The sequence below is a fragment of the Streptomyces sp. NBC_00988 genome (assembly GCF_045162645.1).
In the GTDB taxonomy this organism is placed as follows: Bacteria; Actinomycetota; Actinomycetes; order Streptomycetales; family Streptomycetaceae; genus Streptomyces.
In genome coordinates this window covers 7,041,740-7,064,517 of record NZ_CP108730.1, presented here as the reverse complement: position 1 = coordinate 7,064,517, position 22,778 = coordinate 7,041,740, and the positions used below count along the sequence as shown (strand labels likewise).

Annotated in this window: 23 protein-coding genes and 1 rRNA gene; 5 read left to right on the top strand and 19 right to left on the bottom strand. The window is 69.0% G+C overall.

Annotation, left to right across the window (positions count from 1 at the left end):
• Nucleotides 1-44 precede the first annotated feature (44 nt).
• Nucleotides 45-1,298 (bottom strand): PLP-dependent aminotransferase family protein, encoded by a 1,254-nt coding sequence (locus tag OG496_RS32515; protein WP_405973450.1) that lies wholly within the window; start codon nucleotides 1,296-1,298, stop codon nucleotides 45-47.
• 81 nt (nucleotides 1,299-1,379) lie between these two features.
• On the bottom strand, nucleotides 1,380-2,282 hold the full coding sequence (locus OG496_RS32510; RefSeq protein WP_366497491.1) for an SAM-dependent methyltransferase: 903 nt from the start codon (nucleotides 2,280-2,282) through the stop codon (nucleotides 1,380-1,382).
• Nucleotides 2,283-2,588: 306 nt separating this feature from the next.
• Here OG496_RS32510 and OG496_RS32505 point away from each other — a divergent pair, with 306 nt between their 5' ends.
• On the top strand, nucleotides 2,589-2,762 hold the full coding sequence (locus OG496_RS32505; RefSeq protein WP_405973449.1) for a hypothetical protein: 174 nt from the start codon (nucleotides 2,589-2,591) through the stop codon (nucleotides 2,760-2,762).
• 21 nt (nucleotides 2,763-2,783) lie between these two features.
• On the opposite strand, the gene OG496_RS32500 is transcribed toward OG496_RS32505, so the two are convergent.
• From OG496_RS32500 to OG496_RS32470, 7 genes are all read right to left on the bottom strand, one after another.
• The gene (locus tag OG496_RS32500) at nucleotides 2,784-3,158 is read right to left on the bottom strand and encodes a DUF805 domain-containing protein (RefSeq protein WP_405973448.1); all 375 of its coding nucleotides are present in this window, start codon (nucleotides 3,156-3,158) and stop codon (nucleotides 2,784-2,786) included.
• A 259-nt stretch (nucleotides 3,159-3,417) separates the two neighbouring features.
• On the bottom strand, nucleotides 3,418-4,410 hold the full coding sequence (gene hemB / locus OG496_RS32495; RefSeq protein WP_405973447.1) for a porphobilinogen synthase: 993 nt from the start codon (nucleotides 4,408-4,410) through the stop codon (nucleotides 3,418-3,420).
• Nucleotides 4,411-4,789: 379 nt separating this feature from the next.
• Complete coding sequence (locus OG496_RS32490; protein WP_366497495.1) at nucleotides 4,790-6,496, bottom strand: bifunctional uroporphyrinogen-III C-methyltransferase/uroporphyrinogen-III synthase; 1,707 nt, start codon at nucleotides 6,494-6,496, stop codon at nucleotides 4,790-4,792.
• The gene (hemC, locus tag OG496_RS32485) at nucleotides 6,493-7,452 is read right to left on the bottom strand and encodes a hydroxymethylbilane synthase (RefSeq protein ID WP_366497496.1); all 960 of its coding nucleotides are present in this window, start codon (nucleotides 7,450-7,452) and stop codon (nucleotides 6,493-6,495) included. Before hemC ends, OG496_RS32490 begins: the two co-directional genes overlap by 4 nt.
• Nucleotides 7,449-9,155 (bottom strand): glutamyl-tRNA reductase, encoded by a 1,707-nt coding sequence (locus tag OG496_RS32480; protein WP_405973446.1) that lies wholly within the window; start codon nucleotides 9,153-9,155, stop codon nucleotides 7,449-7,451. Before OG496_RS32480 ends, hemC begins: the two co-directional genes overlap by 4 nt.
• Nucleotides 9,152-9,913 (bottom strand): redox-sensing transcriptional repressor Rex, encoded by a 762-nt coding sequence (locus OG496_RS32475; RefSeq protein ID WP_405973445.1) that lies wholly within the window; start codon nucleotides 9,911-9,913, stop codon nucleotides 9,152-9,154. The genes OG496_RS32480 and OG496_RS32475 overlap by 4 nt, the downstream gene beginning before the upstream one ends.
• Nucleotides 9,914-10,160: 247 nt before the next feature.
• Complete coding sequence (locus OG496_RS32470) at nucleotides 10,161-10,409, bottom strand: glutaredoxin family protein (protein ID WP_328680405.1); 249 nt, start codon at nucleotides 10,407-10,409, stop codon at nucleotides 10,161-10,163.
• A 105-nt stretch (nucleotides 10,410-10,514) separates the two neighbouring features.
• Here OG496_RS32470 and OG496_RS32465 point away from each other — a divergent pair, with 105 nt between their 5' ends.
• From OG496_RS32465 to OG496_RS32455, 3 genes are all read left to right on the top strand, one after another.
• Nucleotides 10,515-11,459: an HAD-IB family hydrolase gene (locus tag OG496_RS32465; RefSeq protein WP_365310764.1), complete on the top strand. Its 945-nt coding sequence runs from the start codon at nucleotides 10,515-10,517 to the stop codon at nucleotides 11,457-11,459.
• 315 nt (nucleotides 11,460-11,774) lie between these two features.
• The gene (locus tag OG496_RS32460) at nucleotides 11,775-12,548 is read left to right on the top strand and encodes an ECF subfamily RNA polymerase sigma factor, BldN family (RefSeq protein WP_026151088.1); all 774 of its coding nucleotides are present in this window, start codon (nucleotides 11,775-11,777) and stop codon (nucleotides 12,546-12,548) included.
• Between the two features lie 235 nt (nucleotides 12,549-12,783).
• Nucleotides 12,784-13,998 carry a DUF5667 domain-containing protein gene (locus tag OG496_RS32455; RefSeq protein ID WP_405973444.1) on the top strand — a complete coding sequence of 405 codons (1,215 nt, stop codon included), beginning with the start codon at nucleotides 12,784-12,786 and terminating at the stop codon, nucleotides 13,996-13,998.
• A gap of 76 nt (nucleotides 13,999-14,074) precedes the next feature.
• Here the strand turns inward: OG496_RS32455 and OG496_RS32450 are convergent, their stop codons facing one another.
• From OG496_RS32450 to OG496_RS32430, 5 genes are all read right to left on the bottom strand, one after another.
• Nucleotides 14,075-15,136 carry a lysophospholipid acyltransferase family protein gene (locus tag OG496_RS32450; protein ID WP_405973443.1) on the bottom strand — a complete coding sequence of 354 codons (1,062 nt, stop codon included), beginning with the start codon at nucleotides 15,134-15,136 and terminating at the stop codon, nucleotides 14,075-14,077.
• 14 nt (nucleotides 15,137-15,150) lie between these two features.
• A complete protein-coding gene (locus tag OG496_RS32445) occupies nucleotides 15,151-16,212 on the bottom strand; it encodes an NAD-dependent epimerase/dehydratase family protein (protein WP_366497501.1) in 1,062 nt (353 codons plus the stop codon).
• Between the two features lie 191 nt (nucleotides 16,213-16,403).
• The gene (locus OG496_RS32440; RefSeq protein WP_003948845.1) at nucleotides 16,404-16,502 is read right to left on the bottom strand and encodes a 30S ribosomal protein bS22; all 99 of its coding nucleotides are present in this window, start codon (nucleotides 16,500-16,502) and stop codon (nucleotides 16,404-16,406) included.
• 111 nt (nucleotides 16,503-16,613) lie between these two features.
• On the bottom strand, nucleotides 16,614-16,826 hold the full coding sequence (locus tag OG496_RS32435; RefSeq protein WP_004984898.1) for a helix-turn-helix domain-containing protein: 213 nt from the start codon (nucleotides 16,824-16,826) through the stop codon (nucleotides 16,614-16,616).
• 129 nt (nucleotides 16,827-16,955) lie between these two features.
• Nucleotides 16,956-17,771: a phosphatase gene (locus OG496_RS32430; protein ID WP_405973442.1), complete on the bottom strand. Its 816-nt coding sequence runs from the start codon at nucleotides 17,769-17,771 to the stop codon at nucleotides 16,956-16,958.
• A 197-nt stretch (nucleotides 17,772-17,968) separates the two neighbouring features.
• Here OG496_RS32430 and OG496_RS32425 point away from each other — a divergent pair, with 197 nt between their 5' ends.
• The gene (locus tag OG496_RS32425; RefSeq protein ID WP_366497503.1) at nucleotides 17,969-18,409 is read left to right on the top strand and encodes a spore-associated protein A; all 441 of its coding nucleotides are present in this window, start codon (nucleotides 17,969-17,971) and stop codon (nucleotides 18,407-18,409) included.
• 270 nt (nucleotides 18,410-18,679) lie between these two features.
• On the opposite strand, the gene OG496_RS32420 is transcribed toward OG496_RS32425, so the two are convergent.
• The 5 genes from OG496_RS32420 to rrf all read right to left on the bottom strand — a co-directional run bounded on the left by OG496_RS32420 (nucleotide 18,680) and on the right by rrf (nucleotide 22,698).
• Nucleotides 18,680-19,852, bottom strand: a complete 1,173-nt coding sequence (locus OG496_RS32420; protein ID WP_405973441.1) for an acetoin utilization protein AcuC — start codon at nucleotides 19,850-19,852, stop codon at nucleotides 18,680-18,682.
• The gene (locus OG496_RS32415) at nucleotides 19,803-21,014 is read right to left on the bottom strand and encodes an MFS transporter (RefSeq protein ID WP_366497505.1); all 1,212 of its coding nucleotides are present in this window, start codon (nucleotides 21,012-21,014) and stop codon (nucleotides 19,803-19,805) included. The genes OG496_RS32420 and OG496_RS32415 overlap by 50 nt, the downstream gene beginning before the upstream one ends.
• Nucleotides 21,015-21,081: 67 nt before the next feature.
• Nucleotides 21,082-21,777, bottom strand: a complete 696-nt coding sequence (locus OG496_RS32410; protein WP_405973440.1) for a VC0807 family protein — start codon at nucleotides 21,775-21,777, stop codon at nucleotides 21,082-21,084.
• Nucleotides 21,778-21,870: 93 nt separating this feature from the next.
• Entirely contained in the window at nucleotides 21,871-22,515 is a 645-nt protein-coding gene (locus tag OG496_RS32405; RefSeq protein WP_405973439.1) for an HAD family hydrolase, read from the bottom strand.
• 66 nt (nucleotides 22,516-22,581) lie between these two features.
• Nucleotides 22,582-22,698: ribosomal RNA gene (rrf, locus tag OG496_RS32400) — 5S ribosomal RNA — on the bottom strand.
• Nucleotides 22,699-22,778 lie beyond the last annotated feature (80 nt).

Here is a 22,778-nt window from a genome sequence, read left to right as displayed (position 1 = left end):
TCCCAGGGTTCAACTCGGCGCGTTTCCAAGGGGATTCACCGATATCAATGACCTTCGGCCACCATAAGCGCACTACCCCGGGATGGAATCCCCAGCCCTTCCCTCAGCCCCTCCCCCAGCCTCCTGAGCCCCTCCCGGATCACCTCCGGCGGCTGCGTCACGAAGCACAGCCGCATCGTCGACCGCTCGGGCTCCCCGGCGTAGAAGGGCGCCCCCGGCACGTAGGCCACGTCCTGCCGCACCACCCGCGCCAGCAGTTCCGTCGTGTCGTACGACTCCGGAAGCCGCGCCCACAGGAACATGCCGCCCGCGGGCCGCTCCCAACTGGACTCCTCGGGAAGGGCGTTGGCAAGACCCTGGAGCATGGCGTCCCGCCGCTCCCGGTAGGCACCGGCCACCCGCGCCACATGCGCGTCCAGGTCGTTGTCCGCCAGGTACCGCGCGGCGGCGAGCTGACTGACGGTCGGGGTGTGCAGATCGGCGGCCTGCTTCGCGACAACACAGGCCCGCAGCAGGTCGGTTGGCGCGCGCAGCCACCCGAGCCGCAGCCCCGGCGCCATCACCTTGGAGAAGGAACCGAGCAGGACCGTACGGTCCGCCGCCCCCTCCTGCGCCGCGATCCACGGCAACCGCTCGCCCTCGAAGCGGAGTTCGCCGTACGGATCGTCCTCCACGATCCACAGCCCGCGCCGCACGGCGACCGCGGCGACGGCCGCCCGACGGTCGGCGGGCATGGTGCGGCCGGTGGGGTTCTGGAAGGTCGGCACGGTGTAGAGCAGCTTGGGCCGCTCCCGCACGACGAGTTCGTCCAGCGCCTCCGGGTCGACCCCGTCCCCGTCCCCCGGCACCGCGACGACCCGCGCACCGGCGAACGCGAAGACCTGAAGTGCCGCCAGATAACAGGGCTGTTCGACGAGGACGACGTCCCCGGGTTCCAGCAGCGCGGTCGCGAGCAGCGAGAGCGCCTGCTGCGAACCGGTGGTGACGAGGAGGTCGTCGGGCTCGGTGGGCAATCCGCGCGCCGAGGTACGCATGGCGAGCGCCTCCCGCAGCACCGGCTCACCCTCGGTCGTCGCGTACTGCAGCGCCCGCGCGGGCGTCTCGGCGAACACCGCCTGGTACGCGGCCGCGATGCCGGTCGCGTCGAAGAGGTCGGGCGCCGGGAGCCCGCCCGCGAAGTTGATCACCTCGGGGCGGGCGGTGACGGCGAGGATGTCCCGCACCGGCGAACCCCCGATCGCACGGGCGCGCGCGGCGAGCGGGGGCAGAGGAACAGCGGGTGTCTCGGTGAGGGGCATACCGCGCAGCCTAGAAACGTACGTGCCGCCTACAAGCACCTTTTCACGATCCGGACACCCGCCATCTCCTCCTGGCTGGCCTCAGGCCTTCTTGCCGGTCGCCCCATAGACGTTGATGTCATCGTCGGTCACGTCATTGATGTCCCGATAGGTGATCTTCTCGATGTCGTCGAGACTCTCGAAGTACGCCTGCTCCACCACCGGCGGCGCGGGCGCCGGACCGGGGTGCCACTTGTGCGCGGGGACCACACCGGGCTCGTCCAGGGTGACGCCCGGGGTCTCGGTGAAGAGCCGCTCGACCTCGTCCTTGGAACGGAACACGAAGGTGAACCCCCGCTCCGTGTACGTCCGTTGGACCGCACGGGCCGGAATGGGGTGCATCTCGTCGGTGAGATGGCTGAGCACCAGATGACTGCCCGACGGCAGCACGTCCACCAGCTCGCGCACCAGCGGATACGCCTCCTCGTCCTCCACGAAGTGCAGGATCGCCACCAGCAGCAGGGCGATCGGCTGGTTGAAGTCGAGGGTCTTGGCGGCCTGTTCGAGAATGTCGTCCGGGCGGCGCAGGTCGGCGTCGATGTAGTCGGTACGGCCCTCGGGGCTGCTGGTGAGCAGCGCGCGGGCGTGCGCGAGGACCACCGGGTCGTTGTCGACGTAGACGATCCGCGACTCGGGCTCGATGCCCTGCGCGATCTGGTGCACGTTCTCCGCGGTGGGCAGCCCGGTGCCGATGTCGAGGAACTGGCGCACCCCGTGCTCCTGCGACAGCCGGGTGACCGCGCGGCGCATGAAGTCCCGGTTGTGCCGTACGTCGAGGTACCCGCGCGGGTTGGCGGCGAGCGCGGCGGCGGCGGCCTCGCGGTCGACGGGGTAGTTGTCCTTGCCGCCGAGGAAGACGTCGTAGACGCGGGCCGGGTGGGCCTTGCTGGTGTCGATCCTCCTTCTCAGCTCGGCGGGATCTTGGCTGAGGGCGTCACCGGGCATGCGCGTCTCCCAGGAGAGTGGGTCATTCAACGGACAACCAGAGCAGTGGTCAACAACCTAACTCCCGCCGGGACTTGATGGTGCCCAGTCCGAAGGACGGGCGGCGGCAGGGCGACCACGAGGTCACCGGACCCTTCCCGGCGTCCCACAACGTGCCCGTGAGGACCGACATCCCCGCAGGTCGGAAGGGCCGGGACGGTCCCGGCGTCCCGAATCCGGCGGCAGCCGTAGACCGGGCCCCGCGCGACCACCCAAGCTGCGTCCGATGACACTTCGCCCGACGCTTCGCTTCCACAGGGGGAACCCATGCCGGCCCGCACCACCCGCATCCGTATCCGCACCCGTGTCCTGGCCATCGCCACGGCCGTGCTCGCCGCGGCGCTGCTGCTCTCGGGATGCAAGGACGGCATGGGCGTACGCGACGAAGGCCCGTCCGGCGTGGGCCCCACGTCGTCGATGTCGACGGGGTCCACGCCCTGACGGGCCTCGTGGCGGGTGCGATCAGGCGTGGGCCGGAACCCCGTCGACTTCCTTCGGGTTCGGGCCGTACGCGTTGACGCCGGGCGCGCTGTCCGTGCAGTTGAAGACCAGCAGCGTGATGGGACCGGCGATCGGGACGATGTAGAAGAACAGCCACCAGCCGGAGCGGCCAACGTCGTGCAGACGACGGACGCTGACACCCAGGCCGGGCAGCAGGATGGCGAGGTAGAAGAGGCCAACCAGGGCGAAGAGGGCCGACGACTTGGTCACGACGGCGAGGATGACCAGCACGAGGGCGATGATCCCGGAGAAGAGACCGAACTGCCAGTACTCCTTGCGACGCGCGCGCCCGCTGAATACCGCGTACTTCTTCAGTGCCTCGATGAACCAGGTCATGGTGGTGTCCCCCAGGGATCGACGTCCAGACCGTCCAGAACGGATCAGGCCAGGCGCAGAAGGTAAGGACACTGATGCGGACGCGTCAAATCCGCATAAGTGCGGGACACAAGGCCGCTTACCGGGACACAACTGCCCACACTCATCGGCGATTTCACGCCAGAACCGGGTGGGACCCCGGACCGAGATCGCCCCGACGCCGGAACGATCTCGAAGCGTTGCCTATTGACGGGAGTTCAGCGGGCGTTCGACGGTCAGGTCAGCGCAGCTTCTGCGCCGCCTCCACCGCCCAGTACGTGAGGATGTTCTGCGCCCCGGCCCGCTTGATCCCGGTGAGCGCCTCGAAGATCGCCTTGTCCCGGTCGATCCAGCCCTTCTCGGCGGCGGCCTCGATCATCGAGTACTCGCCGGAGATCTGATAGGCGGCGACGGGCACGTCCGAGACCTCGGCGACCTTGGCCAGGATGTCGAGGTAGGGCCCCGCCGGCTTGACCATCACCATGTCGGCCCCCTCCTCCAGGTCGAGCGCCAACTCCCGCATGGACTCCCGCGCGTTGGCCGGGTCCTGCTGGTACGTCTTGCGGTCCCCCTTGAGCGAGGAACCCACGGCCTCACGAAACGGCCCGAAGAACGCGGACGCGTACTTGACGGTGTAGGCGAGGATGGCGACATCCTCCCGCCCGATCTGGTCGAGCGCGTCCCGGACGACCCCGACCTGCCCGTCCATCATCCCGCTGGGCCCGACGACATGGGCCCCGGCATCGGCCTGCACCTGAGCCATCTCGGCATACCGCTCAAGGGTCGCGTCGTTGTCAACGCGCCCAAGCTCGTCAAGCACCCCGCAATGCCCATGGTCAGTGGTCTCATCAAGACAAAGATCGGACATGACGAGCAACTCGTCCCCGACCTCGGCCCGCACATCCCGCAGGGCGACCTGAAGAATCCCGTCAGGATCGGTCCCAGCCGTCCCAAGGGCATCCTTCTTGGACTCCTCAGGCACCCCAAAGAGCATGATCCCGGAGATCCCGGCGGCAACAGCCTCAGCGGCAGCCTTCTTCAGACTGTCCCGAGTGTGCTGCACAACCCCAGGCATGGCCCCGATCGGCACCGGCTCACTGACCCCCTCCCGCACAAACGCGGGAAGGATGAAGTCGGCCGGGTGCAACCGCGTCTCAGCGACCATCCGCCGCATGACGGGGCTGGTCCGAAGCCGCCTGGGCCGAGAGCCGGGAAAGGATCCGTACGTCGTCATGCCATCTACGCTACGCCCGCCTCAGGGGCACCTTTGCCGACGGTGAGTCGGCGCACATTTCGCCATACGTCACGGACCCTTCGGCACGCTTTCATGCACTCTCGGGCGCACTTTCCAGCACAGGCGGCGCCTCGCAAGCGCAGGCCGCCAACTCCCAGCCCGCCCGGCACCTTTCCAACGCGGCCGCCAACCCTCAGCCCGTCCGGCACCTTCAAACGCAGGCCGCGATCTCTCAGCCCGTCCGGCGTTTGAGGACGAGGCCGTCCAGGCCGAAGGGGGGTCTGGGGGCGCAGCCCCCAGGGACGGGACGGGTAGGGGCGGCGGGGGCGAAAAATCCCCGCGACACCCGCCCCCACCCACCGCAACCGAACCCTCAACCTCAGGTCGTACGCCGCCGCCGAGCCCCCGGCCGCCGCTCACTCGGCCGAGTAACCGGATCCCCAGCCTCCTGAGCCGCAGCTCTCCGCCGAAGCCCAAAGTTGGCCAACGCCTCGGCCAACTTGTGCACAGACGGCTCCGGAGCCATCACATCCACCCGCAGCCCATGCTCCTCGGCGGTCTTCGCCGTAGCAGGACCAATACACGCGATCACGGTCACGTTGTGCGGCTTACCGGCGATCCCCACCAGGTTCCGCACAGTGGACGACGACGTGAAGAGAACGGCATCGAAGCCACCCCCCTTGATCGCCTCCCGCGTATCGGCCGGCGGCGGCGAGGCCCGCACGGTCCGGTAGGCGGTCACGTCGTCGACCTCCCACCCGAGCTCGATCAGCCCGGCGACCAAGGTCTCCGTAGCGATGTCCGCACGGGGCAGGAACACCCGGTCGATCGGGTCGAAAACGGGGTCGTACGGAGGCCAGTCCTCCAGCAACCCGGCCGCGGACTGCTCCCCGCTCGGGACCAGATCCGGCTTCACGCCGAAGGCAACCAGCGCCTTGGCGGTCGACTCCCCCACCGCAGCGACCTTGATGCCGGCGAACGCCCGCGCATCAAGCCCGTACTCCTCGAACTTCTCCCGCACGGCCTTGACCGCGTTCACAGAGGTGAAAGCGATCCACTCGTACCGCCCGGTCACGAGCCCCTTGACCGCCCGCTCCATCTGCTGGGGCGTCCGCGGCGGCTCGACGGCGATCGTCGGCACCTCGTGCGGAACGGCCCCGTACGACCGCAGTTGGTCGGAGAGCGACGCCGCCTGCTCCTTCGTCCGCGGCACGAGCACCTTCCAGCCGAACAGCGGCTTGGACTCGAACCACGACAACTGGTCGCGCTGCGCGGCGGCGGACCGCTCACCGACCACGGCTATCACCGGCCGGCCACCTTCCGGGGACGGCAGCACCTTCGCCTGCTTCAGCGTCTGCGCGATCGTGCCGAGGGTCGCGGACCAGGTCCGCTGACGAGTGGTCGTACCAGCCACTGTGACCGTCATAGGGGTGTCCGGCTTACGACCGGCAGCCACCAACTCACCGGCGGCCGAAGCCACGGAGTCCAGCGACGTGGAAACCACAACCGTGCCGTCCGACGCCCCCACCTCCGTCCAGCACCGGTCCGACGCGGTACGGGCGTCCACGAACCGGACGTCCGCGCCCTGCGCGTCCCGCAGCGGGACACCGGCGTACGCGGGCACACCGACGGCCGCGGCGACACCCGGGACGACCTCGAAAGGCACACCCGCGGCGACGCAGGCGAGCATTTCCTCGGCGGCGTACGTATCTAGTCCGGGGTCCCCGGACACCGCACGTACGACCCGCCTGCCGCCCCGCGCGGCCTCCATGACAAGATGTGCCGCATCCCGCACAGCGGGTAGGCCAACGGTTGTTGACACACCGTCAACAACCGTTAGTTGAGGCGTGCCTGTGCCCGGGAACGAGTCCGAAGAAGGACCCGGATCCGGATGCACGACGGCTACGCCGGGTCGGGCGTGCGCACGTACGACGTCGAGCACCTCGTGCTCGGCGACGAGGACGTCCGCGTTCGCCAGCGCCTCTACGGCGCGCAGTGTGAGCAGTCCCGGATCTCCGGGTCCGGCACCCAGGAAGGTGACGTGCCCGTGTTCAGGACCGGCGGCGGGAAGAGTGGTGGGGCTCACTTGGCTTGCTCCCCCATCAGACCGGCCGCGCCCTGGGCAAGCATCTCGGCGGCGAGTTCGCGACCGAGCGCCAGTGCTTGGTCATGCGTCTCGGGCACGGGACCGGTGGTGGACAGCTGCACCGTACGCGAACCGTCGGTCGTGCCGACTATTCCGCGCAGGCGCATTTCCTTGACAATCTGCCCGTCGGCCAGCAGGTCGGCCAGCGCGCCCACAGGGGCGGAGCAGCCGGCCTCCAGGGCGGCGAGCAGGGACCTTTCGGCGGTCACGGCGATCCGCGTGAACGGGTCGTCGAGCTCACCGAGCGCCGCGATGAGGTCCGCGTTGTCCGCGGCACACTCGATCGCCAGGGCCCCCTGGCCGGGGGCGGGCAAAATCGTGTCGACCGACAGGAAGTCGGTCACGTCGTCGAGGCGGCCGATCCGGCTCAGTCCGGCGGCGGCCAGGACGACGGCGTCCAGCTCACCGTCCCGCACGAAGCCGACCCGGGTGTCGATGTTCCCGCGGATCGGGACCGTCTCGATGTCGAGGCCGTGGCTGCGCGCGTACGCGTTCAGCTGGGCCGTGCGCCGCGGGGAGCCCGTACCGATGCGCGCCCCGCGGGGCAGGTCGGTGAACTTCAGGGCGTCCCTGGCGACGATGACGTCGCGCGGGTCCTCGCGCTCGGGTACGGCGGCGAGCACCAGTTCCGCGGGCTGCGTCGTCGGCAGGTCCTTCAGCGAATGAACCGCGAAGTCGACCTCACCGCCGAGCAGGGCGTCCCGCAGCGCGGTCACGAAGACCCCGGTGCCGCCGATCTGGGCGAGGTGCTCACGGGAGGTGTCGCCGTAGGTGGTGATCTCGACGAGCTCGACGGGCCGTCCGGTCACCTGGCTCACGGCGTCCGCCACCAACCCGGACTGGGCCAGGGCGAGTCTGCTCCGCCTGGTCCCGAGCCTCAAAGCCTTGCTACTCATGCTGGCCCTCGGTTCTTGCTGATCTCAGAGTCTTCTACGGCCCTGGAGACGGAGGCCACCGTCTCCTGGTCGAGGTCGAACAGGGTGCGCAGCGCGTCCGCGTACCCGGCGCCGCCGGGCTCGGCCGCGAGCTGCTTGACCCGTACGGTCGGCGCGTGCAGCAGCTTGTCGACGACGCGTCGCACGGTCTGGGTGATCTCCGCGCGGTGCTTGTCGTCGAGGCCGGGCAGCCGTCCGTCGAGCCGGGCGATCTCGCCGGCGACGACCTCGGCGGCCATGGCGCGCAGGGCGACCACGGTCGGCGTGATGTGCGCGGCCCGCTGGGCTGCCCCGAAGGCCGCGACCTCGTCGGAGACGATACGCCGGACCGCGTCCACGTCCGCCGCCATCGGGGCGTCCGCGGAGGCCTCGGCGAGCGATTCGATGTCCACCAGCCGCACCCCGGCCAGCCGGTGCACGGCCGCGTCGACGTCCCGCGGCATCGCGAGGTCGAGGAGCGACAACACCGGCGCGGGGCGCGGGATGTGGGCGACGGGCTCGGGCCGACGGCGTTCAGGGATCCGCCCGACCGTGGCGGCCATGGCGGCGAGTTCGGTGATGAGTTCGGCCTCGGCCTCGGGCGTACGCCGGGACGCCTCGCGCCGGTCGACGGCGCTGCCACCGACCCAGGCCGCGTGCTGCTCCAGCGTCGCCGCGTCCATCCCGGCCACGGCGGCCTCCCCCATCACGGAGAAGCCACTCGCCCCCTGCACCGCGGAGAGGTCCAGCGGACACCCGTCCTCGGTCCCGACGGACGTCGGCGGAAGCTCGTCCCGCACGACATCCGCTACGGCCGTACGACCGGCCGTGACGTCCTGCGACACCCGGCCCTCGACCGCCTCCGCGACCGTCTCGGCCGTGAGGACGAGTCCCGTAGCGCCCGTGCAGGACACGGCGACATCGGCACGTGTCAGCTCGAACGGCACCGAATCCATCGGTACCGCGCGGGCGGACACGTCCGTTTCGGGGCTCTCGGTGATGATCTGGGCGAGCCGCTCGGCGCGGTCGGAGGTGCGGTTGGCGACGACGATCTCGGCGACCCCGGCACGCGCGAGGGTCGCGGCGGCCAGCGACGACATGGAGCCGGCGCCGATGACCAGGGCCCGTTTCCCCTTCGCCCAGGCCTCGACCGCCGTGCCGAAGGAGAGCTGTTGAAGGCCGAAGGTGACCAGGGACTGGCCCGCGCGGTCGATGCCGGTCTCCGAGTGGGCGCGCTTGCCGACCCGGAGGGCCTGCTGGAACAGCTCGTTCAACAGCCGCCCGGCGGAGTGCAGTTCCTGCGCCGTGGCGAGGGAGTCCTTGATCTGGCCGAGGATCTGGCCCTCGCCGACCACCATCGAGTCGAGGCCGCAGGCCACCGAGAAGAGGTGGTGGACGGCCCGGTCCTCGTAGTGCACGTAGAGATAAGGAGTGAGCTCGTCCAGGCCGACGCCGCTGTGCTGGGCGAGCAGCGTGGACAACTCCGCGACGCCCGCGTGGAACTTGTCCACGTCGGCGTAGAGCTCGATGCGGTTGCAGGTGGCCAACAGCGCGGCCTCGGCGGCCGGTTCGGCGGCGACCGTGTCCTGGAGGAGCTTGAACTGGGCGTCCGCGTTCAGCGTGGCCCGCTCCAGGAGGCTGACGGGTGCGCTGCGGTGGCTCAGCCCGACGACGAGGAGACTCATGCCGGCATCACGGCGGGGACGTCCCCGTCAGGGCCCTGCTCGGCGGAGTCGCCGCGGCGCGCGGCGGCCGGGTGCGCCGCCTGGTTGGCGGCCTCCTCGCCGGCCTTGCGCTGCTCGTGGAAGGCGAGGATCTGCAGCTCGATCGAGAGGTCGACCTTGCGGACGTCGACGCCGTCCGGGACGGTCAGCACGGTCGGCGCGAAGTTCAGGATGGACGTCACACCGGCGGCCACGAGGCGGTCGCAGACCGGCTGGGCGGCACCGGCGGGGGTCGCGATGACGCCGATGGAGACGCCGTTGTCGCTGATGATCCTTTCCAGCTCGTCCGAGTGCTGCACCGGGATGCCCGCGACGGGCTTGCCGGCCATCGCCGGGTCGGCGTCGATGAGGGCGGCGACCCGGAAGCCGCGGGAGGCGAACCCGCCGTAGTTGGCGAGCGCGGCGCCGAGGTTTCCGATACCGACGATCACGACCGGCCAGTCCTGGGTCAGGCCCAGCTCGCGGGAGATCTGGTAGACGAGGTACTCGACGTCGTAGCCCACACCGCGGGTGCCGTAGGAGCCGAGGTAGGAGAAGTCCTTGCGCAGCTTCGCGGAGTTGACCCCGGCGGCGGCCGCGAGCTCCTCGGAGGAGACCGTGGGCACCGAGCGCTCCGAGAGTCCGGTCAGCGCGCGGAGGTACAGCGGGAGACGGGCGACGGTGGCCTCGGGAATCCCTCGGCTACGGCTCGCCGGTCGGTGAGTTCGGCCAGTTGCCACGGTGCTCCTGCGGGTAGAGCGGGGCTGTGGGCGGTCACACGTACCCAGACCGCCCCGTCGGAAGCAGGCTATGTCTTTGTGAACGCGTGCACAAAGATGGTGTCCGATTTGCCCGGCCAACGTGACCGGGGTCACGCACACACGTCCCAGGCGTATTCCAGGGGGCAAAACCGCCACACTCCTCGTAATTCCCGCCCCCGAGACCAAACCGCCGTCGATCCTAAGCGACGTTCGGGTGCGCGTTGAACTACTTGGTCAGTTCCCGGCGCAGCCGGGCCTCGTCCACCCGCCAGAAGGTGTGCTGTTTCCCATCAATGAGGACGACCGGAATCTGCTCCCAGTACTCGTCGTGAAGGCGCTGATCCTCGGTGATGTCCTTCTCCTCCCAGGGGACCCCGAGGTCGGCGCAGACCTTCTCCACGACGAGCTGCGCGTCCTCGCACAGATGACAGCCGGGCTTGCGGACGAGAGTGACGAGATGACTCATGCACACCATTCTCGCGCCACCGGTGCGCTTCTTTAACGGCCCGGTCGCGGAGAGTTCACAGCCTCCGAACCTCTCGGCTCCGGAACCACCGAACAAACTGGCTATGCTCACGACATGGCCGCTCTCGGATGGCTCACTCCCCGTAGGCGCTCCGCCACGGCGCGGAGCGTGTTGGCAGGCGAGGCCTCTGCGGAGGCAGCGCGCAAGTCGTCGCAGGACGCGCAGGACATACAGGACGCCCTCGCGGACGAAAAAGCGGCGGAGGAACCGGAGTTCCCGGTCCTCGGCGACGACAGAGCCGCGGCCTTCTTCGACCTGGACAACACCGTCATGCAGGGCGCGTCGATCTTCCACTTCGGCCGCGGCCTGCACAAGCGGAAGTTCTTCGAGACCCGCGACCTCCTCAAGTTCGCCTGGCAGCAGGCCTGGTTCAGGCTCGCCGGCTTCGAGGACCCCGAGCACATGCAGGAGGCGCGCGACTCCGCGCTGTCCATCGTCAAGGGCCACCGCGTCGCCGAACTCCAGTCGATCGGCGAGGAGATCTACGACGAGTACATGGCCGAGCGCATCTGGCCCGGCACCCGCGCCCTCGCCGAGGCCCACCTCGCCGCGGGCCAGAAGGTGTGGCTCGTCACAGCGGCCCCGGTGGAGATCGCCAACGTGATCGCCCGCCGCCTCGGCCTCACCGGCGCGCTCGGCACGGTCGCCGAGTCCGTCGACGGCGTCTACACCGGCAAGTTGGTCGGCGAACCCCTGCACGGCCCCGCGAAGGCGGAGGCGGTAAGGGCGTTGGCGGCGGCGGAGGGCCTGGACCTCTCGCGCTGCGCCGCGTACAGCGACTCGCACAACGACATCCCGATGCTCTCGCTGGTCGGGCACCCCTACGCCATCAACCCGGACTCCAAGTTGCGCAAGCACGCGCGCGAGCTGGACTGGCGGCTGCGCGACTACCGGACGGCCCGCAGGGCGGCCAAGGTCGGCATCCCGGCGGCGGCCGGCGTGGGCGCGGTGGCGGGCGGCACGGCCGCGGCGATCGCTTTGCACCGCCGACGCCGGTGACGCGGTAAACACAGTCAATCCACGGGTCGTACCCGCGTAACCCCCTGTCCAGTCACGTTGGCTGCACACGGCCACAACACGCCCCGGTCCCTGACTGAATTCGGACCGTTCTGATCAACAACCGGTCACTCTGCGGTACTTGATCGGGCGTCAACCGGTTACGGAAGCGACGTAATCGATGATTTGAGCAACTGGGTGTAGCAGCGCCTGCACGAAGCGTTATTCTCCTCAGACGCAATCCGGTACCCCTCCGTCGCTACGACGGGTGAATGTTCCGGTACTGCACGTGATGGAAGCTCTGCCTCTGGGAGTCCCGTGTACCCACACGTCGGGGTTGACGCCTCGGGCCTGGCTACGCTGCGCGCAACGGTCCAAGACCTGTTGCGCGGCTTCGTCCCCACCGCGTACGCCGTCCCCGCCGCCTTCGCCACCACCGCACCCGTCGGTCCGTGCTATGCACTGGCCGACGGCGGCGCGGCTGTTGGCAGACGAGGGCGCTCGGCCGGCGCCGCCACCGCACGCCGTCCGGCCGCTGACAGCGACAGCGCCCGGATGATGGACCTCGTAGAGCGTGCCCAGGCCGGCGAAGCCGACGCCTTCGGCCGCCTCTACGACCAGTACAGCGACACTGTGTACCGGTACATCTACTACCGAGTGGGAGGCAAAGCCACCGCCGAGGACCTCACCAGCGAGACCTTTCTGCGCGCCCTGCGCCGCATCGGCACGTTCACCTATCAGGGTCGTGACTTCGGCGCCTGGCTGGTGACGATCGCCCGCAACCTGGTCGCCGACCACTTCAAGTCGAGCCGCTTCAGGCTGGAAGTGACCACCGGCGAGATGCTCGACGCCAACGAGGTCGAGCGCTCCCCCGAGGACTCCGTCCTGGAGTCCCTCTCGAACGCCGCACTGCTCGACGCCGTACGGCGGCTCAACCCGCAGCAGCAGGAGTGCGTCACGCTCCGCTTCCTGCAGGGCCTCTCCGTCGCGGAGACCGCCCGGGTGATGGGCAAGAACGAGGGTGCGATCAAGACCCTCCAGTACCGGGCCGTGCGCACTCTCGCCCGGCTCCTCCCGGACGACGCCCGCTGACGGCACACGCTCGGTAACGCCCAACTCGCGCTCAGTGAAAGTCCGTTGAGTTCGCGGTCGGATCATCCGTCGTCCGTAACCCAAGTGCCGCGCCACTCGTTGTGCGGGATACAGGCTCCCTGTGGTCACGACCTGACCCTCTCCGATCACTCGATCGTGTGGATGTGGTCAGGCTGTGCAACCCTCAGGACCCCCTGGGGAGTCGACCGTCATGACGCGAGAGGAGGTGCCGCCAGTGATCGCGAACGTATCGGCGCACCGGCGGGCGAACGCCTTCGCCCAGGCCCTGGAAGAGGAGCAGTCCGACCAGGGCACGGCGGCCGAGCAGTCCGAAGGACCGGCCCCGGCCCCGGCTGCTGCGGAACAGACCGAGCAGGGCCGCATGCTGGCCTTCGCCACCGGTCTCGGCGAGCTGCCCAAACCCGTGCTGGACCCCGAGGTCAAGGTGGTCCAGCGGGCTCAGCTGGTCGCCGCGTTCGAGGCCATGCTGCAAGGCGAGGCACCCGGACCCTCGGTACCGGAGCAGCGCTCCCCCCGGTCCCGGGGTGCGCACCGGGCCACCGGTCTGGGCAAGCTGCGACCGCGCACCCGGCTCACCAAGGGCCTCGCGGCCGGCGGACTGAGCGTCGGGGTCGCGGCGGGTGCCTTCGGCGGAGTGGCCGCGGCGAGCTCGGGCGCCCTGCCCGGTGACTCGCTCTACGGCCTGAAGCGCGGCATCGAGGACTTCAAGCTCAACTACCTGTCCGACGGCGACGACCAGCGCGGTGTGGCCTACCTCGACCAGGCGTCCAACCGCCTGAGCGAGGCACGCCGGCTGATCGAGCGGGACCGCAGCGGCCACCTCGACCACGAGCAGCTCGGCGAGATCCGCCGCACGCTCGCCGGGATGACCCACGACGCGTCCGAGGGCCACCGCCTGCTGCACGAGGCGTACGAGCAGGACCCGAACTCGCTGGGCCCCATCCAGGCCCTCTCCGCGTTCTCCCGCTCGCACCGCGAGGCCTGGGGCGCCCTGCGCGACCGCCTCCCCGTCCAGCTCGGCGACGTCAGCGACCAGGTCTCCTCGGTCTTCGACGCCATAGACGAAGAGGTCGCCCCGCTCCAGTCGCTGCTCCCCCAGCCCCCGGCGACGACCCCCGGCACCGGCAAACACCGCGCTCCGGGTACGACGTCCACGGGCGGCTCCACCGGCACCCACCGCTCGACGACCCCGAGCACCACCGACGGCTCCGCGGAGACCAGCCACTCCAGCACCCCCACCGAGTCCGCCACCACCGGCGACGGCCTCCTCGGCGGCAACACGGGCGGCCTCCTGGACCCCCCGAAGGCCTCCGGCACGGAGTCGCCGTCCGCGAGCAAGCCGTCGATCACCGAACCGGACGTCACGCTCCCACCGCTGCTCCCGGGTCTGCTGCCCGGCCTGGGCATCGACAGCGAGGACGCGAACTAGTAGTCCCTGACTGCGAGATGGGGGCGCCCCTCGGTAAGGGGCGCCCCCATCGTCGTACAGCCGACCGTCAGGTTTCTCAGAAGAAGACCGAGCGCCGCTGCACCAACAGCTTGTACAGCGTGTGCTGGATCTGCTCTCTCACCTGGTCGGTGAGGTTGAACATCAGCATGGGATCCTCGGCGGCCTCCGGCGGATAGCCGGCCGTGGGGATCGGCTCGCCGAACTGGATCGTCCACTTCGTGGGGAGCGGGATCGCGCCCAGCGGGCCCAGCCACGGGAAGGTCGGAGTGATCGGGAAGTACGGGAAGCCGAGGATGCGGGCGAGCGTCTTCGAGTTGCCGATCATCGGGTAGATCTCCTCCGCGCCCACGATCGAGCACGGGATGATCGGGGTGCCCTTGCGCAGGGCGGTGGAGACGAAGCCGCCGCGGCCGAAGCGCTGGAGTTTGTAGCGCTCGCTGAACGGCTTGCCGATGCCCTTGAAGCCCTCCGGCATCACGCCGACCAACTCGCCCCGGCCCAGGAGGCGTTCGGCGTCCTCGGCGCAGGCCAGCGTGTGACCGGCCTTGCGGGCGAGTTCGTTGACCACCGGGAGCATGAAGACGAGGTCCGCCGCGAGGAGCCGGAGGTGGCGGCCCGCGGGGTGGTTGTCGTGGACGGCGATCTGCATCATCACGCCGTCCAGCGGCAGCGTCCCGGAGTGGTTGGCGACGATCAGCGCGCCGCCCTCCGCCGGGATGTTCTCGATGCCCTTGACCTCGACCCGGAAGTACTTCTCGTACAGCGGGCGCAGCGCCGGCATCAGGAGCTCGTCGGTGAGCTCCTCGTCGTAGCCGAAGTCGTCGACCTCGTAGTCCCCGGTCAGCCGGCGGCGCAGGAAGGACAGGCCGTGGGCGACCCGGCGTTCCAGGGCGCTCTGGCCGTCGTCGTCCGGTGTCTTCTCCGGCTCGTGTTCCTCACGCGTCACAGGAACATCATCCTGCGTGAAGTCCCGGCCCGGCAGGGGCTGGACCTCACGGACCAGCGCGGGCTCGCCGTTCTTGCGCCGGTTCCCCGTGCTCCGGCGCCGCTGCGGCCGCTGCACGCCGTTCGCGCGGGACCGGTCGTCGTCGAACGGAATGACCTTGGCATCCGCCATCGTTGATGCGCTCCTCAGTTGGCGCTCGGCGTCGGGGGGTGGCCACTGCCCGGCCCGGACAGCGCGGCGATCCGGTCGACGGCCCCCGCGAGGACCTCCGGCGGCAGCAGCCCCGGGCCCTGACTGCGCGCGAAGTCCGCGAAGGTCTCGGCGGTCGTGTACTTCGGCTTGTACCCCAGCGTCTCGCGCATCTGGACCGTCGACACGACCCGGCCGTGGGTGAGCAGCCGGATCTGTTCCGGGGAGAAGTCCGTCATCCCCAGCGTACGCACCAGGGAACCGGCCCAGGTGACCGCCGGCAGCAGCAGCGGCACGGTCGGGCGGCCCAGGCGCCGCGAGCACTGGGAGAGCAGCAGGACGCCGTCCCCGGCGATGTTGAAGGTGCCGCTGTTGAGCGTGCCCCGCTCCGGGTCGTGCGAGGCGATCCGCAGGACGTCGATCACGTCGTCCTCGTGCACGAACTGCAGCCGCGGGTCGTAGCCGAACACGGTCGGCAGGACCGGCAGCGAGAAGTACGACGCGAGCGGCGAATCCGCCGTAGGACCAAGGATGTTGGCGAACCGCAGCACGCACACGGCGACGTCGGGGCGGCGGCGGGCGAAGCCGCGCACGTACCCCTCGACCTCGACGGTGTCCTTCGCGAAGCCGCCGCTCGGCAGGGACTTCGGCGGGGTGCCCTCGGTGAAGACGGCCGGGTCGCGCGGGGCGGAGCCGTAGACGTTCGTGCTGGACTTCACCACCAGGCGCTTCACGACCGGCGACTTCTGGCAGGCGCCGAGCAGCTGCATGGTGCCGATGACGTTGGTCTCCTTGACCGTGGTCCGGCTGCCGCTGCCCAGGGCGGTGCCCGTCACGTCCATGTGCACGACCGTGTCGGCGCCCGACTCGGCGAGCACCCGCGCGATGGTGGGCTGCCGGATGTCGGCCTGGATGAACTCCGCGCCCCCGAGATGGTGCCCGGGCACGACCGCGTCCACGGCGATCACCCGGTCCACTTCCGGATCACGCTGAATGCGTCGTACGAACCGGCCCCCCAGCTGACGGGCCGCTCCGGTCACGAGCACGACCTTCCCCAAGATCAGCGCCTTCCTTTTGAGTTACCCGTGTGCGGCCAACCTAGCGGTTCGGTGTTGCGCTGTGATGACCGCCTGACGCACGAGAACCCGAGTACCCACATTCGGCACATGACACGGACACGGGCATAACTGTGGCCCCCCACCGAATGCGGTGGGGGGCCACAGGAAACGCTCTCGCGGCGCTGCGTCGCCTACTTCTTGTTACGACGCTGCACGCGCGTGCGCTTCAGCAGCTTGCGGTGCTTCTTCTTAGCCATCCGCTTGCGCCGCTTCTTGATAACAGAGCCCACGACTACCCTCGCTCACTTCTCATCACTCGGTGCTGGGCATCATGGGCCCATACGACCTACAAGGGGCCAGCCTACCCGTCCGAGCGCTGAGGTCGTAATCGAGGTATCGCCTCAGGCTGTCTCCACCCCCACATAACTCTCGCGAAGGTACTCGTGTACCGCTTGCTCGGGGACGCGGAAGGACCGCCCCACCCGGATAGCGGGCAGATGACCGCTGTGCACCAACCGGTACACGGTCATCTTCGACACTCGCATCACCGAGGCGACCTCCGCCACGGTAAGGAACTGAACCTCGTTCAGAGGCCTCTCGCCAGCTGCAGCCATGACACACCTGAACCTTCCGCACTCGACGGTCACCGGCTTCCCCTTCCGGTGACTCTTCGTCGTTGCGTGCTCACTCCCCAATGTAGGGGCGTGTGATGCGAGTGGGGAAGAGGTGCACCCATCGGCGGCCTACTGTGACAGACACGCTCGATTGAGTACGTAGCGGGTAAGCGGGCGGTAGTAATCGGACCGCACGGCGTCATCAAGTGGAACGACGACGGACACCGACCCCTCGGCCTCACCCACGAAGAGCGCGGGGTCATCGGTATCCGCGAGACCAATGGCCTCAAACCCCAGCTGACCTGCTCCGCAGACCCATCCGTGGTCTCCGATCACCAGCTCCGGAAGCACCCCGCCGGCCTCCGCCGCCGCACCCAGCACGGTACGAACCGGGAGCGGTGAGTGCGTGTGTGCGCCGGGCTCACAACCGGTGCGTTCGGGGCCCGGTTCGCGGACCAGGCCGACCCCCTGGACGTAGTCAAGGTTGTACGTGCGTAGACCGAACCGGGTCGTTATGTCGACACAGCGACCATGCGCAGGGGTGAGAACAGCACACCCCGCCGCCGACAAGGCGTCCGCCAGCGCGGCGTAGAACCCGAGCAGCCGATGCGGATGCCCGGTCCCGAGAAGCACGGCCCCACTCCGCTCCGCTACCTCCCCCAACCGATCGGCGAAGGCGTCCAACGCGGCCAGAGTCAGCTCCGGATCGATCACATCATGCCCGGAAGTGTGCGCCGGGTCGGCCGAAACCCCACACTTGTCCGCCATCAACCCGATCAAGTCCCGCTGCCCCCACGTCCATTCGGGATCGAGTCCGATCAGCACCCGAGGATCCCGCGCGGCGAAGGCCCGATAACTCCGCAGGCTCTCCTCCCGCGAGGTGGCCACGGGTCCGGCCAGCCGGGCGGCCAGCAGATGGGCGCGGAGGGCGCCGGTGGTCAACACGAGGCTGATGGTGACGGACGGCTGCCCCGGCCACGGCCGGAACCCCGGAAACACCGCGCGGTTGGCGTAACACCGGTGACAGGACAGTGACAAAAACACCCACAACTGTCGTACGGCTTCCCGGGTCTCACCTTGCATGGGCCGGAACGACCAACCGTCCCAGGCAAGTTGACCATCACATCAGCAGGGGGAACACCATGATGAAGCTGTCCCGTCGCACGACAACCGCCGCCGCACTCACGGTCCTGGCCCTCGGCGGCACGGTAGCCGCCACGGCCCCGGCCTCGGCCGCCACATCCACCACCAAGGCGGCAGCCGCCGCCACCTACAACGGCGCCTGCGGCACCGGCTACAAGGTCATCGACTCCACCCCGGTCGGCAACTCCGGCAAGGTCTTCGTGACCTGGAACGCGTCGACCGGCAAGAACTGCGCCGTAACCGTCCGCAACGCCGTAGGCAACAAGATCAACATGCGGGTCACCCTGGACGCCCTCGGCGACTCCGACGCCCCCGCCGTGGACTCCGGCACGTACACGAGCTACGCCGGCCCGGTCTACGTCGAGGGCCGCGACTCCTGCATCGCCTGGGGCGGCACCATCGGCAACGCGTCGGCAGAGGACTCGGGCCACTGCGGCTGACGGGTGAGGGGTGAGCGCCGGAGACGGATCTAGCGGCCGTCTCCGGTGGTCGCTCTTCGATGCGGGCGGGCGCTTCTCGACACGGGGTGGCGTCACTCGGCGCGGGCGGCCACTTCACGGCACAGCCCACCAAATCCAGCCCGTCCGGCGTTTGAGGACGAGGCCCTTTCGGGGCCGAAGCGGGGGTCTGGGGGCGCAGCCCCCTGGGATGGGACGGGTAGGGGCGGCGGGGGCGAAAAACCCACCCCCACCCGCACAACCACCGAAGACCTACGCCAACAACCCCCGCAACGGAAACACCGCCCGCCGAGTAGCCACAACAGCCTGATCAAGACGATCCGCGGGGTCATACCCCGACTCCCAGTCGGCGTAGGCCACCGGCCACCGCCCATCCGTCATCCGCTGAGGCCCCAACTGCCGCGTCCGAGCAAACACTTCCTGCCGCCACCCCTCAGGAATCACCGCCTCGGGCGCGATCTCCCGCCCCGCGGCAATCGCGACGAGATGCGTCCACGACCGCGGCACCACCTCCACCACGGCATAACCACCTCCGCCGAGCGCGACCCACTTCCCGTCCGCGTACTCGTGCGCGAGCTCATGACACGCGACCTGCACCGCCCGCTGCGCGTCCAGCGACACCGCGAGATGAGCGAGCGGATCCTCGAAATGCGTATCGGCCCCGTGCTGCGAAACCAGCACCTGCGGCCGAAAGTCCGCGATCAACTCCGGTACGACGGCGTGAAAGGCCCGCAACCACCCCGCGTCCCCGGTCCCGGCCGGCAACGCCACATTGACCGCAGCGCCCTCCCCCTTCCCGGCCCCGGTCTCCTCCGGCCACCCGGTCTGCGGGAACAACGTCCGAGGATGCTCATGCAGGGAGATCGTCAGCACCCGCGGGTCCTCCCAGAACGCCGCCTGGACCCCATCCCCGTGATGCACATCGACATCGACGTACGCGACCCGCTCGGCCCCCAGCTCCAACAGCCGGGCGATGGCCAGCGAGGCGTCGTTGTAAATACAGAACCCCGAGGCAGCCCCCGGCATAGCGTGATGCAACCCACCGGAGAAGTTCACGGCATGCAGCACATCCCCGGCCCAAACAGCCTCCGCCGCCCCCACCGACTGCCCCGCAATCAGCGCCGACACCTCATGCATCCCGGCAAAGGCGGGATCATCCATCGTCCCCAGCCCATACGCCCCGTCCGCCGACTCCGGATCAGCCGAGGCCGCCTTCACCGCCTCGACGTAGTCCTCCCGATGGACCAGCCGCAGCGTCGAATCACCGGCGGGCTTCGCCGCCACCACATCCATGTCCTTGTCGAGCCCGAAGGCATCGACGAGTCTCCGGGTCAGGGCGAGCCGGACCGGGTCCATCGGATGGTCCCGGCCGAAGTCATAGCCCGTTACTGCCTCGTCCCACATCAGCTGTGCGCGCCCGCTCATGCCCGTCACCGTATCGGTCCGCCGACGGCGCGAACGAGCGGGCGTACACCAACGTCACCAGCACCAACACCATCGGCACGAGCATCGCCCAGCGGTAACTCCAGGCGTCGCCCAGCGCCCCCACCAACGGCGAACCGATCAGAAACCCGACGTAATTGAACACATTGAGCCGCGCAATGGCCGTATCCGAAGCCCCCGGGAACAACCGCCCGGCCGCCGCGAACGTCTGCGGCACCAGCACACACAACCCGAGCCCCACCAACGTGAACCCGAGCATCCCGACCCCGGCCCCCGGCGCCACGGCCACCACGGCGAACCCCACCGCGGCCACCACCGCCCCCAACCGCACCACGGCCACCGCCCCGAACCGCCGCACCCCGAGATCCCCGATCCCCCGCCCGACCAGGCACATCACCATGTAGACGTTGTACGGAACGGTCGCCACCTGCTCCGAGCTGCCCAGCACGTCCTTCAGATATTTCGCACTCCAGTTGGAGACGGTCGAGTCCCCGATATAGGCGAAGGTCATCACCAGACACAAGGGCAGCAGCAACTTGAAGACGAGCGGCCCAGCCTCCGCGCCCTCCGCCTCGCTCCCCGGCGCACCCCCGTCGACGTACCACCGACTCCCCACCAAGGCGGCCGGCAACAACACAACCACCACGGGCAGATACGACACCCACAGCGCGAGATGCCAGTGCGCCCCCGCCCAAGCCAGCGAGGCCCCCACGATCCCGCCCAGGCTGTACGCGGCATGGAAGCTGAGCATGATGCTTCGTCCGTACGTCCGCTGCAGACTCACCCCGAGCATGTTCATCGAGGCGTCCAGCGCACCCACCCCGAGCCCGAACGCGCCGAGGGCGACGGCCAGTTCGGCCATGCTGTCGCCCGCCCCGACCCCGAGCAGCGCCAGGAGGACGACGGGCTGGGACCAGCGCAGCAGCACGCTGGGCCGTATTCGCTTCACCAACTGCTCGGTCGTCACGCTGCCGACCCCGGCGAGAATCGGCACCGCGGCCAGGAAGACGGGCAGCAGCCCGTCCGAGACCCCGTACCGGTCCTGGATCGCCGGAATGCGCGTCACGAGCAGCGCGAAGGTGGCGCCCTGAGCGAAGAAGCTGAACGCCAAAGAGGCCCTACCGCGCCGCAGCACATCTGTCATGGCGGCGAGCGTAAGGGCCCCAGCGTACTCGTGGGTAGATCCAGCCAAAGATGAATTCCGCTCAGCTTTACCGAGCGACGGCCAGCGAGGGCATCGCCGCAGGTACGGGGGCTTCCCCGGCCTTCAGCTCCGCATCGATCATCTCCGCCATCGGCCCGACGGCGACACCGCCACTGACCACGGACGTCACGGCGATCGTCCCGATCATCACGACCGTGCCCAGCCACACCATGGTGTCCACGGGCAGCGTGTACACCCCGACGATCCGCGCGACGCACTCCGCGAGCAGCATCACACCCCACACGAGCGAGAACCGCCGCTCGGCCCGCTGAAACGCCACCGACCCGCTCAACAGCCGCTCGAACGCGGCCTCCCGCTCCGGGCTGCCCTTCACCAGGAAGGGCTTCATACCGGCGGTCATCATCGGCTTCCCCATCACCACCGACACGAGGATCCCGATCCCGACGACACTGCTGATCCCGCTGTCCTTGGCAAGCATCAGCCGCGGATCACCGGCCACAAGGCTGAGCAGCACCCCGACGACGTTCACGAACAGAATCAGCACCGCGAACGCGTTGACCGTCCGCTCCGCGACGACCCCCCACACGGTCCGCACCGCCGGCACGACACTGCTCCACCCCAGCGCCGCCACCGTGCCCATCCCGAACCCGCTCTTCAGCAGGTAGTACGACCCGATCGGCACCGCCACATCCACGAGGAGCGGCCCGAAGTTCTTCTTCATGGAGCCCGTGTTCGTCGTCATGCCCTCAGCTTGCCGCGAGGCCCCGGCCCGCCAGTAGAACCGATCGTCCGGACCTCGGCATGACAAATGTCAGCGCTCCCACCCTGCCCGAGGTCATTCCAACAGGTCAGCCAACTGCCCCATGTCACCAAAGAGTTTAGTGGCCCCGACAAGCCGCTCAGCAGGAGTCATCCCGATGAACCCATACACATCCATCCCGGCCGCAACACCGGCCCGCACCCCCAACGGACTGTCCTCTACGACCACACACCGCTCCGGCGCCACGCCCATCCGCTCGGCCGCGTACAGGAAGAGATCCGGCGCGGGCTTCCCCCGCCCCACGTCCTCGGAGCTGAAGACCCACTCCTCCTCGAACCACTCGTCCAGCCCGGTGGTCCGATGCCCCACCCGAATCCGCTCATGGCTCCCGGACGACGCCACGCAGTACGGCACCCCGTCCGCGACCAGCCTCTCCAGCACGTCGACGGCCCCGGCGACCGGCTTCAACTCCCGCTCGAACGCGGCGAATACGCGAGCGTGGAAGACATCGTCGAAGTCGGCCGCCAACCGCTGCCCGGTCCGCTCCTCGACGAGATCGTGGACGCGGTGCATCGCGGCGCCCATGTAGTCACGGAGGGACTCCTCGTAGGAAGTCGGGTGCCCGAGCTCGGTGAGATAGCCGGCCAGGAGCCTGTTGGAGATCGGCTCGCTGTCGACGAGAACACCGTCGTTGTCGAAGATCACGAGGTCATAGCGCATACCGCTGAGCCTAAACGCAGAAAACCCCCGTACCGAATTAACGGTACAGGGGTTTTCGCAATATTTGTTCGGCGGCGTCCTACTCTCCCACAGGGTCCCCCCTGCAGTACCATCGGCGCTGTAAGGCTTAGCTTCCGGGTTCGGAATGTAACCGGGCGTTTCCCTCACGCTATGACCACCGAAACACTATGAAACAGACAACCGCACCACACCCCGCATAACCCAGGGATGTGGGGTTGTTCGTGGTTTCAGAACCAACACAG

Coding starts and splice junctions, on each gene's coding strand:
- OG496_RS32515 (WP_405973450.1), bottom strand. CDS start 1,298: ATGCCCCTCACCGAGACACCCGCTGTTCCTCTGCCCCCGCTCGCCGCG.
- OG496_RS32510 (WP_366497491.1), bottom strand. CDS start 2,282: ATGCCCGGTGACGCCCTCAGCCAAGATCCCGCCGAGCTGAGAAGGAGG.
- OG496_RS32505 (WP_405973449.1), top strand. CDS start 2,589: ATGCCGGCCCGCACCACCCGCATCCGTATCCGCACCCGTGTCCTGGCC.
- OG496_RS32500 (WP_405973448.1), bottom strand. CDS start 3,158: ATGACCTGGTTCATCGAGGCACTGAAGAAGTACGCGGTATTCAGCGGG.
- hemB (WP_405973447.1), bottom strand. CDS start 4,410: ATGACGACGTACGGATCCTTTCCCGGCTCTCGGCCCAGGCGGCTTCGG.
- hemC (WP_366497496.1), bottom strand. CDS start 7,452: ATGAGTAGCAAGGCTTTGAGGCTCGGGACCAGGCGGAGCAGACTCGCC.
- OG496_RS32480 (WP_405973446.1), bottom strand. CDS start 9,155: ATGAGTCTCCTCGTCGTCGGGCTGAGCCACCGCAGCGCACCCGTCAGC.
- OG496_RS32470 (WP_328680405.1), bottom strand. CDS start 10,409: ATGGTGTGCATGAGTCATCTCGTCACTCTCGTCCGCAAGCCCGGCTGT.
- OG496_RS32465 (WP_365310764.1), top strand. CDS start 10,515: ATGGCCGCTCTCGGATGGCTCACTCCCCGTAGGCGCTCCGCCACGGCG.
- OG496_RS32450 (WP_405973443.1), bottom strand. CDS start 15,136: ATGGCGGATGCCAAGGTCATTCCGTTCGACGACGACCGGTCCCGCGCG.
- OG496_RS32435 (WP_004984898.1), bottom strand. CDS start 16,826: ATGGCTGCAGCTGGCGAGAGGCCTCTGAACGAGGTTCAGTTCCTTACC.
- OG496_RS32425 (WP_366497503.1), top strand. CDS start 17,969: ATGATGAAGCTGTCCCGTCGCACGACAACCGCCGCCGCACTCACGGTC.
- OG496_RS32420 (WP_405973441.1), bottom strand. CDS start 19,852: ATGAGCGGGCGCGCACAGCTGATGTGGGACGAGGCAGTAACGGGCTAT.
- OG496_RS32415 (WP_366497505.1), bottom strand. CDS start 21,014: ATGACAGATGTGCTGCGGCGCGGTAGGGCCTCTTTGGCGTTCAGCTTC.
- OG496_RS32410 (WP_405973440.1), bottom strand. CDS start 21,777: ATGACGACGAACACGGGCTCCATGAAGAAGAACTTCGGGCCGCTCCTC.
- OG496_RS32405 (WP_405973439.1), bottom strand. CDS start 22,515: ATGCGCTATGACCTCGTGATCTTCGACAACGACGGTGTTCTCGTCGAC.